The sequence below is a fragment of the Streptomyces sp. NTH33 genome (genome assembly GCF_003236365.1).
In the GTDB taxonomy this organism is placed as follows: Bacteria; Actinomycetota; Actinomycetes; order Streptomycetales; family Streptomycetaceae; genus Streptomyces.
Genome location: NZ_POTZ01000264.1, coordinates 1 through 10,033, shown reverse-complemented (window position 1 = coordinate 10,033; position 10,033 = coordinate 1). Strand labels below are relative to the sequence as shown.

At 73.4% G+C, this 10,033-nt stretch carries 7 protein-coding genes and 1 pseudogene; 7 read left to right on the top strand and 1 reads right to left on the bottom strand.

The window, feature by feature from the left end; all coding sequences use genetic code 11:
- Positions 1–333: 333 nt before the first annotated feature.
- The 6 genes and pseudogenes from C1I97_RS23300 to C1I97_RS23270 form a co-directional block, all read left to right on the top strand.
- Positions 334–573: pseudogene (locus tag C1I97_RS23300) on the top strand (Tat pathway signal sequence domain protein); the annotation flags it as partial.
- A gap of 273 nt (positions 574–846) precedes the next feature.
- On the top strand, positions 847–1,494 hold the full coding sequence (locus C1I97_RS23295) for a ScbR family autoregulator-binding transcription factor (protein WP_111005140.1): 648 nt from the start codon (positions 847–849) through the stop codon (positions 1,492–1,494).
- Between the two features lie 22 nt (positions 1,495–1,516).
- On the top strand, positions 1,517–2,704 hold the full coding sequence (locus C1I97_RS23290; RefSeq protein ID WP_111005139.1) for a damage-control phosphatase ARMT1 family protein: 1,188 nt from the start codon (positions 1,517–1,519) through the stop codon (positions 2,702–2,704).
- 162 nt (positions 2,705–2,866) lie between these two features.
- Complete coding sequence (locus C1I97_RS23285) at positions 2,867–5,335, top strand: terpene synthase family protein (RefSeq protein ID WP_441349142.1); 2,469 nt, start codon at positions 2,867–2,869, stop codon at positions 5,333–5,335.
- Positions 5,332–6,468 carry an aminopeptidase P family protein gene (locus C1I97_RS23275; RefSeq protein ID WP_111005138.1) on the top strand — a complete coding sequence of 379 codons (1,137 nt, stop codon included), beginning with the start codon at positions 5,332–5,334 and terminating at the stop codon, positions 6,466–6,468. The genes C1I97_RS23285 and C1I97_RS23275 overlap by 4 nt, the downstream gene beginning before the upstream one ends.
- A gap of 75 nt (positions 6,469–6,543) precedes the next feature.
- On the top strand, positions 6,544–7,503 hold the full coding sequence (locus C1I97_RS23270; RefSeq protein WP_111005137.1) for an aminoglycoside phosphotransferase family protein: 960 nt from the start codon (positions 6,544–6,546) through the stop codon (positions 7,501–7,503).
- Between the two features lie 17 nt (positions 7,504–7,520).
- Here the strand turns inward: C1I97_RS23270 and treZ are convergent, their stop codons facing one another.
- Positions 7,521–9,275 (bottom strand): malto-oligosyltrehalose trehalohydrolase, encoded by a 1,755-nt coding sequence (gene treZ / locus C1I97_RS23265; protein ID WP_111005136.1) that lies wholly within the window; start codon positions 9,273–9,275, stop codon positions 7,521–7,523.
- A 172-nt stretch (positions 9,276–9,447) separates the two neighbouring features.
- On the opposite strand from treZ, the gene C1I97_RS23260 reads away from it, so the two are divergent.
- The gene (locus C1I97_RS23260; protein ID WP_111005135.1) at positions 9,448–9,999 is read left to right on the top strand and encodes a DUF1707 and FHA domain-containing protein; all 552 of its coding nucleotides are present in this window, start codon (positions 9,448–9,450) and stop codon (positions 9,997–9,999) included.
- The last annotated feature ends 34 nt before the right edge of the window (positions 10,000–10,033 follow it).

Sequence of the window (10,033 nt, the reverse complement as noted above, 5' to 3'; positions counted from 1 at the left end):
CTCAGTGCGGCGCGTCCGCACCGACCCGGCCCCGGCCGCCGGACGCGCCGCACTGAGCGCGGCGGACCGGGTCCGCCCGTCCCGGCGCCCGCCCCCGGACGGTCCGGTGCCGGGCGGGCGTACGACGCGTGCGTGCCCGTACGCCCGCCGGCGCCGATCGGCTCGCGCCGTGCCCCGCGGCTGGAGGCCGCCGGCTCGGCGGCCTCCAGGACGACCGCCGAGCCGGCGGGAGGGGCGGGACGTCCCCGGCGGCTCGTCCGGTCAGTCGGCCGGAAGCGCGGACGCCGACCGAGCCCGCGGCTCGGTGTGTCCCGCGGAAGGCGGCCCGCGGCCCCGGCCGCCGGCTCGACCATCCAGACCACGGTCAAGCTGCGCACCCTGCTCGGCACCGTCACCTGCGTCTACAAGGCGGACGCCCTGACCGGAAAGGCCGACAACGCCGACAGCGGCATCGCCTTCACCAACCAGCAGTTCACCAAGGTGTCCGGTTCGTCGCTGTGCTCCAGCAGCGGTTACTTCACCGCCAAGTACGCTCCGGTCACCGACGCCGGAGCCCCCGTCCACGTCAACTGACCGGCCACGTCACGCGGTCGGGCACGGACGCGGACGCAGGACCAGGGCGGCCCCCGGTGAGCACCGGGGGCGCTGTTCCCGCTTGTCGCCTTCGCGAACACCGTGTCCGGGCCGGCCCCGCCATGCTCGAGCAACTGACCGGCAGCAGGCCGACGTTGAGGCGTGAACGGCCTCGGGGGGCCGGATGGACGCCACCGGGCGGTGAGTTATCGTGTACGCGAGTGAGAATAAACGGCATGCCCAGTTCGTCACGGCCCCGGGAGTGTCCTGTCGATGCCGAGGCAGTTACGCGCCGAGCAGACCCGCGCGACGATCATCACAGCCGCCGCCGACCTGTTCGACCGGAAGGGCTACGAGCGCACCAGCCTCAGCGACATCGTCACACACGCGAACGTCACCAAAGGCGCTCTGTACTTCCACTTCGCGGCCAAGGAGGACCTGGCCCAGACCATCATGGAGCTGCAGTCCCGGGCCGCCCACCAGGTGACCAGTGACGTGGACGGGCGCGGCTGCTCCTCGCTGGAGGCCCTGATCCGCATCACGTACGCGCTCACCCGGCTCGCCGTGGAGGGCCCGATCACCCGGGCCGGCCTGCGGCTCGCCACCGGGGGAGTGGAGGTACAGCCGCCCCTGCGGCACCCCTTCACCGAGTGGCTGGAGATCATCACCCGCAAACTCCTCGGCGCCGCCCGGGAGTGCGACATCCAGCCGGACGTCGACGTCCACGCCGTCGCGCACTCCCTGGTCTGCTTCTTCGTCGGCACCCGGGTCGCGGGCCGGCCCCTGGAACCCGTGGCGCGGCTGCCGCGCAGGACGACCGAGATGTGGCACCTCCTGATCCGAGGCCTGGTCCCGGTGCACCGGCGTCCCCGCTATCTGAGCCTCGCCACGAGGCTGGAGCGGGAGATCGTCGCCGTGTGACCCGCGCGGTACGGTGAGGCGTATGCCTTCGCTCCCCTCCGCGCCCGTGCTCCTCGGCAACGAGCCCGGTTCCTTCCCGCACAGCGTGCTGGCCGAGCGGCACCCGGCCATCGTCCGGCAGGTGCGGGAGGCCTTCCCCTACGGCCCCGGGCAGCACCGCGCCCTCGACGCGCTGCTGGAGAGCTGCACGAAGGGCGTGATCGAAGAGCTTCCCGCCGACGCGCACGACCGGGAACGCTGGCAGGACTGGGGGCTTGCGCGGTACGCGGGCCGGTCCTGGTTCGACGTGCCGTGGCTGTGGTCCGAGAGCTACTTCTACCGCAGGCTCCTCGAAGCCGTCGGCTACTTCGCGCCCGGCCCCTGGCAGGGCATCGACCCCTTCCGCCCGTTCAAACGCGCCGAACTCGACTCCCCGGAGACGGACGAGGAGCTGGCGGCACTCGACGCGCTGGAGAGCGAACCGCCACCGCGGCGCGCGGCCGCCCTGCTGCACGGCTCCCTCTGGGGCAACCGCGCCGACCTGGGCTTCCGGCTCTCGGCGGCGGGCGCTCGGGCGGCGCGGGCCACGCAGCCGGCCCCCGGCCTGGTCGCCGACGACAGCGAAACGCTCTGGTCGCTGCTGCCGCCCTCCCCGGCCGGCACGCTCTGTCTGGTCGCCGACAACGCCGGCCGCGAACTCGTCCCCGACCTCCTCCTCGTCGCCCACCTCCTCGCCCACGGCCGCGTCGAACGGGCGGTCCTGCACGTCAAGCCGTACCCGTACTACGTCTCCGACGCGACCACCGCCGACGTCGTCGACGCCGTGCGCCGGCTGGCGGCGGCTCCCGGGGCGGCCGCCGGATACGGGCGTCGCCTGTGGTCGGCGATGGCCGACGGCCGGCTCACGGTCCGGGCCCATCCCTTCTCCTGCTCCCCGCTGCCGTACGCCGCGATGCCCGGCGATCTGCGCGAGGAGTTCGCCGCGGCCACGCTGACCGTGCTCAAGGGCGACCTGAACTACCGGCGCCTGGTCGGCGACCGGCTGTGGCCGCCGACCACGCCCTTCGCGGACGTCACCGACTACTTCCCCGGCCCCGTCGCCGCCCTGCGCACCCTGAAGTCCGACGTGATCACCGGCCTGGACGCGTCCACCGAGGCCACGCTGGACGCCACCGGGGACGGACGCTGGCGCATCGGCGGCACGCATGCGCTGATCCAGGTCAGGCCCTGAGAGGACCTGGGAAGACCTGAGAGGACCGGGGAAGACTCGAGAGGACCGGGGAGGACCGGGGAGGACCAGGGAACAACCCCTGTTCACCCGCCGATTCACGCGAAGGTGTGATCGGCTTCGGGCCCGCGGATGGCGCCGGAGCGTCGCGGGTAGGGCCCGGCCATGACGCAGCAGCCCTTCGAACTCCCGCACTTCTACATGCCGTATCCCGCGCGGCTCAACCCGCACGTCGACGAGGCCCGCGCCCACTCGACGCGGTGGGCGCGCGAGATGGGCATGCTGGAGGGCTCCGGGATCTGGGAGCAGGCCGACCTCGACGCGCACGACTACGGCCTGCTCTGCGCCTGCACCCACCCCGACTGCGACGGATCCGCCCTGTCCCTCATCACCGACTGGTACGTGTGGGTCTTCTTCTTCGACGACCACTTCCTGGAGACCTTCAAACGCGGCCAGGACCGCGCCGGCGGCAAGGCACACCTGGACCGGCTGCCCCTGTTCATGCCGCTGGACCCCGCCACCCCCGTGCCCGAGCCGGAGAACCCGGTCGAGGCCGGTCTCGCCGACCTGTGGGCGCGCACGGTGCCGTCGATGTCGGACGGCTGGCGCCGGCGGTTCGCGGTGGCGACCGAGCACCTGCTGAACGAGTCCCTGTGGGAGCTGTCCAACATCAACGAGGGGCGGATCGCCAACCCCGTCGAGTACATCGAGATGCGCCGCAAGGTCGGCGGCGCCCCCTGGTCGGCGGGGCTCGTGGAGTACGCGACCGCCGAAGTGCCCGCCGCCGTCGCCGGGTCCCGGCCGCTCAGGGTGCTGATGGAGACGTTCTCCGACGCCGTGCACCTGCGCAACGACCTGTTCTCCTACCAGCGGGAGGTCGAGGACGAGGGGGAGCTCAGCAACGGCGTCCTGGTCCTGGAGACCTTCTTCGGCTGCACCACCCAGGAGGCCGCCGACCGCGTCAACGACGTGCTCACCTCCCGGCTGCACCAGTTCGAGCACACCGCGCTCACCGAAGTCCCCGCACTGGCCGCGGAGAGCGGCCTCACCCCGGACGAGGTCGCGGCGGTGGCGGCGTACACCAAAGGCCTGCAGGACTGGCAGTCCGGCGGCCACGAGTGGCACCTGCGCTCCAGCCGGTACATGAACGAGCGGGCCCGCTCCACCAGTCCCTGGGGGCGTCCGTCCGGCCCCGGCACCTCGGCGGCCGACGTGGGCGCGCTGCTCGCGGCGGCCGGGGCGGAGCGCCTGCGCGCCTACACGCACGTGCCCTTCCAGAAGGTCGGCCCGTCCCGCATCCCCGACCTGTACATGCCGTACCCGCTGCAGCTCAGCCCCCACCTGGACACGGCCCGCCGCACCCTGGCCGAGTGGTGCCACCGCACCGGCATCCTCGCCGAGGGCGTGTGGGACGAGGACAAGCTCGCCGCCTACGACCTCGCGCTGTGCTCGGCGGGGATCGACCCCGACGCCACCCCCGAAGCCCTCGACCTGAGCGCGCAGTGGCTCGCCTTCGGCACCTACGGCGACGACTACTACCCGCTCGTCCACGGCCACCGCCGCGACCTGGCCGCCGCGAAGGTGACCACGGCCCGCCTGTCGGCCTGCATGCCCGTCGAGGGGGAGGCGCCGCTCGTCCCCGTCAACGCCATGGAGCACGCCCTGACCGACCTGTGGGCGCGCACCACCGCCGGGATGACCCCCGACCAGCGGCGCACCCTGAAGCGCGCGATCGACACGATGACCGAGAGCTGGGTGTGGGAGCTGTCCAACCAGATCCAGAACCGCGTCCCCGACCCGGTCGACTACCTGGAGATGCGGCGCGCCACCTTCGGCGCCGACCTCACCCTGAGCCTGTGCCGGATGGGCCACGGCCCGGCCATCCCGCCCGAGGTCTACCGCAGCGGCCCGGTCCGCTCCCTGGAGAACGCGGCCGTCGACTACGCCTGCCTCCTCAACGACGTCTTCTCGTACCAGAAGGAGATCGAGTACGAGGGCGAGATCCACAACGCGATCCTCGTCGTCCAGCACTTCTTCGGCATCGACTACCCGGCCGCGCTCGCCGTCGTCCAGGATCTGATGACCCAGCGCATGCGCCAGTTCGAGCACGTCGTGGCGCACGAACTGCCCATCTTCTACGACGACTTCGAGCTGTCGGAGGAAGCCCGCGCGACCATGCGGGGCTATGTCGCCGACCTGCAGAACTGGATGGCCGGCGTCCTCAACTGGCACCGGCGGGTCGACCGCTACAAGGCCGAGTGGCTGGCGGGCCGGGCCCATGTCTTCCTCCCGGACCGGCCCCGGCTGCACGGCCGGTCCGGTCCGCGGCGACGTACTCCTGGCCTTCGGCGGGACACCGGTCGCCTCGGCGGTGGACCTCACCCGCGCGGTCGCCCGCGCCCGTCCCGGCCAGGAGGTGTCCGTGACCGTGCGCCACCTCAACGGCACCCACCGGCGGCTGACCGTCGTCCCGGGGGTGGTCGCCTGACAACCCGGACGCGATCCGGACGCGATCCGGACATGATGGCGACCGCCGTCGAAACCCCCGACCGGTTCGCGTCGCACCGTGCGGCCGGGCAGGATGCTGTCCGTAGCCCTCACCGCCGTTCCCGCCGCACACGGAGGCCCGGATGACCGGCATCATGCCCGCACCCTTCACCGCCGACGACTACAGGGACCGGATGGAACGCGCCGCCCGGGCAGCCGGCGACGCCGGGCTGGCCGGGCTCCTGGTGGCGCCCGGCCCGGACATGGTGTGGCTGACCGGCTACGCGCCCACCGCCGTCACCGAACGGCTCACGCTGCTCGTCCTCGCCCCCGGACGGGACCCCGTCGAACCTGTTCTCGTAGTGCCCACCCTGGAGGCCCCCGACGCCGCCAAGGCCGTCGGCGCGTCCACCCTGGCCCTGCGCGACTGGACCGACGGCACGGACCCCTACGCCGTCACGGCCGGCCTGCTCGACGGCGACGGCCGGTTCGGCATCAGCGACAACACCTGGGCCATGCACCTGCTCGGCCTGCAGAAGGCGCTGCCCGGCACCTCCTACGCCTCCCTCACCGAGGCCCTGCCGATGCTGCGCGCGGTGAAGGACGCGGCCGAGGTGGAACTGCTCGCGGCGGCGGGAGCGGCCGCCGACGCCACGTTCGAGGAGATCCGGAGGATGCCGTTCGCCGGCCGGCGCGAGTCCGAGGTCGGCGCCGACCTCGCCGGTCTGCTGCGCCGCTTCGGACACTCCCAGGTCGACTTCACCATCGTCGGCTCCGGCCCCAACGGCGCCAACCCGCACCACGAGGTGGGCGACCGTGTCATCGAGCACGGTGACATGGTCGTCCTCGACTTCGGCGGCCTGAAGGACGGCTACGGCTCCGACACCACCCGCACCGTGCACGTCGGCGAGCCCACCGACGAGGAGCGGCGGGTGCACGACATCGTCCGCGAGGCCCAGGAGGCCGGCTTCCGGGCGGTGCGCCCCGGCGCCGCCTGCCAGGAGGTCGACCGGGCCGCCCGCGCGGTCATCGAGGCGGCCGGGTACGGCGAGTACTTCATCCACCGCACCGGCCACGGCATCGGCGTCACCACGCACGAGCCGCCGTACATGATCGAGGGCGAGGAGCAGCCCCTCGTCCCCGGTATGTGCTTCTCCGTGGAACCCGGCATCTACCTGCCCGGCCGTTTCGGAGTGCGCATCGAGGACATCGTCACCGTCACGGAGGACGGAGGCCGCCGCCTCAACGACACGACCCGCGAGCTGGTGACGGTGGACTGACCGACAGACGACCCCCACCCCTTGTTGACCGGAACGACCGACCGGAACGACTGACCGGAACGACACGGCGCGACGATGACCCAGGCACCGACACCCACCGCGGACACCGTCCGCAGGCTGGTCCGCACCCTGCTCGAGGACAGCCTCCAGGACAGGGCCGGCAGGGCCGGCACCGCCGCCGGACCCGAGGTCCGGCCCGTCGCCGAGGGCGGCGGGCACTCCACGTGGTGGGTCGGCACCCGCCATGTGCTGCGCCTGGCCCCCGACCGCGAGGCCTCGGTGCGCCTGCGCCGCGAACTGCGCCTGCGCGACCTGGTCCGCCCGCACCTGAGGATCGCCGTCCCGGCCGGCGTCGCGCACGGCGAGTGGGCGCCGGGACTGGCGTACACGCTGGACACCAGGATCACCGGCGGCACGGCCGTCGAGCACGACGTGTCCGCCGTCGGCGAGGACGACCTGGCCGGACTGTTCACGGGGCTGCGCGAGGTGCCCGTCCGGCAGGCCGAGGCGTTCGGCGTGCCGCGTGTCGCGCCGCGCTCCCTGGGGGCACTGCGCCGCATGGCCGTGCGCTGCGCCGAGCGCCTCGGGGCCGCCGACGAGTTCGATCCCGCACGGATGACCCAGTTCACCGCGCCCGCCGCGGCCCAGCTCGTCGCCCAGCGCGGCACCGCCGTGCTCGTCCACCACCGCCTCAGCGGCGAGCACCTGGTGGTGAGCGCCGACGGCCGGGTGCGCGGAGTCCTGGACTGGACCGACGCGGTGGTCGGCGACCCGGCCGAGGACATCGCCGGCCTCGCCGTCGCCGTCGGCTCCCCGGCCGCCGTGCGCGCCGCCACCCTGGCCGGCTACGGAGCCCGGCCCTGTCTGCGCGGCCTGTGGCTGGCCCGCTGCGACACCGTGATCCGCCTCGCCGACCGCATCGAGGGCCACGACGGCGGCCCACTGCCGCCCCTCAGGTCCCAGCTGCGCCACGCCTGGGAGACGATCATGCTGGAGCGCGTCACGGAGTTCCGGGACGGCGGCGAGGAGCCGTAGTCACCGGTCCTCCGCGCTCAGTACTGCACCAGCACCGCGCAGGACCGGCCGGGCACGCGCAGCAGCCCGTCCGGGCCGGGCGCCGCCACCGGCTCCCAGGCGGCCAGCACCTCGGCCGGGCGGGAACCCAGGGGGATGGCCGCCGGCTCCTCGCCGAGGTTGACCGCCACGAGCACGTCCCCGCGCCGGAAGGCGAGCCAGCGGGCGTCCTCGTCGTAGGCCACCTTGGTGTCCGCGAGATCCGGGTCGGTGAGGTCCGGCTGCTCGCGGCGCAGCGCGATCAGCCGCCGGTACCAGGCCAGCACGCGCGCGTGCGGCTCCCGCCCCGGCTCGGACCAGTCCAGGCAGGACCGGTCCCGGGTCGCCGGATCCTGGGGGTCGGGCACGTCCTCGGCCGCCCAGCCGTGCGCGGCGAACTCCCGCCGCCGGCCCTGCCGCACGGCCTCGGCGAGCTCCGGGTCGGTGTGGTCGGTGAAGAACTGCCACGGCGTGGTGGCCGCCCACTCCTCGCCCATGAACAGCATCGGCGTGAACGGCGCGGTCAGCGTCAGCGTGGCCGCGCAGGCCAGCAGCCCGGGGGAGTCCGCGAGCAGCAGGGACAGACGGTCGCCCTGGGCCCGGTTGCCGACCTGGTCGTGGGTCTGGCTGTAGCCGAGCAGCCGGTGTCCGGCCACCCGGGTGCGGTCCAGCGGGCGGCCGTGGTGGCGGCCGCGGAAGCTGGAGTACGTCCCGTCGTGGAAGTAGCCGCCCCTGAGGGTCTTGGCGACCGCCGCGAGCGGGGCCCGCCCGAAGTCGGCGTAGTAGCCCTGGGACTCGCCGGTCAGCGCCGAGTGCAGCGCGTGGTGGAAGTCGTCGTTCCACTGGGCGTGCAGACCGAGGCCGTTCCGCGTGCGCGGGGTGACGATCCGCGGGTCGTTCAGGTCCGACTCGGCGATCAGGAACAGCGGGCGGCCCAGGTCCGCCGAGAGCGTGTCCACGGCCGTGGACAGCTCCTCCAGGAAGTGGCACGCGCGCGTGTCCACCAGTGCGTGCACCGCGTCCAGGCGCAGCCCGTCGAGCCGGTAGTCGCGCAGCCAGGCCAGCGCACTGCCGACCAGGAAGGCCCGCACCTCGTCCGAGCCGGGCGCGTCCAGGTTGACGGCGGCGCCCCAGGGGGTGTGGTGGGTGTCGGTGAAGTACGGCCCGAACCGCGGCAGGTAGTTGCCGGAGGGGCCCAAGTGGTTGTGCACCACGTCCAGGACCACGCCCAGTCCCAGCCCGTGCGCCCGGTCGACGAAGCGCTTCAGCCCCTCCGGCCCGCCGTACGGCTCGTGCACCGCCCACAGCGAGACGCCCTCGTACCCCCAGCCGTGCCGCCCGGGGAACGGGCACACGGGCATCAACTCCACGTGTGTGACGCCCAGTTCCACCAGATGCTCCAGCCGTTCGGCGGCCGCGTCGAAGGTGCCCTCACGCGTGTACGTGCCGACGTGCATCTCGTAGAGCACCGCCCCGGGCAGCGGACGCCCGTCCCACGCACCGGAGCGCCACGCGTACCGTCCGTGCTCGACGACGGCGCTCAACCCGTCCGGGCCGTCCGGCTGCCGCCGCGCACGCGGATCCGGCAGCACCGGGCCGCCGTCCAGCGAGAACCCGTACCGCGAGCCGTCACCCGCCTCCGCCTCGCCGGTCCACCACCCCGCCCGCTCCGGATCGCGCTCCAACGCGTGCGTGGCGCCGTCGCACTGGAGCGTCACCCGGCCGGCCTGCGGTGCCCACACCTCGAACTGCACGGACGGTTCCCCTTCGTCTGCTCACCGTGATGATCCCGTCCATCGTCCTCCATCTGAGATCAATCCGCTTTCGAATCCTCCCTTTTGCGGCGGGTGTCGCCGGATCCGCCTTGCCGGGCGCCGTTTCGGAGTCTTCTGGACACCCGCGTCCCGCTGACCGACAATCACCACCGTGACGTCGTCCTTCGAGTTTCCCGCCTCCCCCGCGCGGCTGTCCGACGCGGAGCGCGACAAGGCGCTGAAGGTCCTGCGTGACGGCGTCGCGATGGGCCGCCTGTCGCACGACACGTTCGTGCGCCGCATGGAGCTGGCCCTGACCGCCCGCAGCTCGGAGGAGCTCGCCGCGCTCACCGCCGACCTGCGCACCGAGGGACGGCTGTCCCGGCTGGTGTTCGGCACGGTCGAGGCGATGTCCGGTTTCAGCGTGCGGCTGCGCAGGGCCTGGCAGGCCGAACGGCTGCCCAAGCTGCTCCTGCCGCACCCCGGCAGCGGCCACCCGCTGCGCATAGGGCGGGATCCGGCCAGCGGCCTGAGGCTGAACCACGAGACGGTCTCCCGGGTCCACGCCGAGCTGCGCCACCAGGGCGGCATGTGGGTGCTGCGCGACCTCGGCTCGACCAACGGCACGACCGTCAACGGGCGGCGCGTGATCGGCGCGGCCGTCGTACGCGAGGGCGACCAGGTGGCGTTCGGTCAGGTGTCGTTCCGGCTCTCGGCGCCCTGAGCCCGCCTCACTCCCGCACCCCGCGCCCCGAGCC

Excerpts from the sequence above, each read along its gene's own strand:
- C1I97_RS23270 (WP_111005137.1), top strand. The coding sequence starts at position 6,544 with ATGACCCAGGCACCGACACCCACCGCGGACACCGTCCGCAGGCTGGTC.
- C1I97_RS23290 (WP_111005139.1), top strand. The coding sequence starts at position 1,517 with ATGCCTTCGCTCCCCTCCGCGCCCGTGCTCCTCGGCAACGAGCCCGGT.
- C1I97_RS23285 (WP_441349142.1), top strand. The coding sequence starts at position 2,867 with ATGACGCAGCAGCCCTTCGAACTCCCGCACTTCTACATGCCGTATCCC.
- C1I97_RS23275 (WP_111005138.1), top strand. The coding sequence starts at position 5,332 with ATGACCGGCATCATGCCCGCACCCTTCACCGCCGACGACTACAGGGAC.
- C1I97_RS23295 (WP_111005140.1), top strand. The coding sequence starts at position 847 with ATGCCGAGGCAGTTACGCGCCGAGCAGACCCGCGCGACGATCATCACA.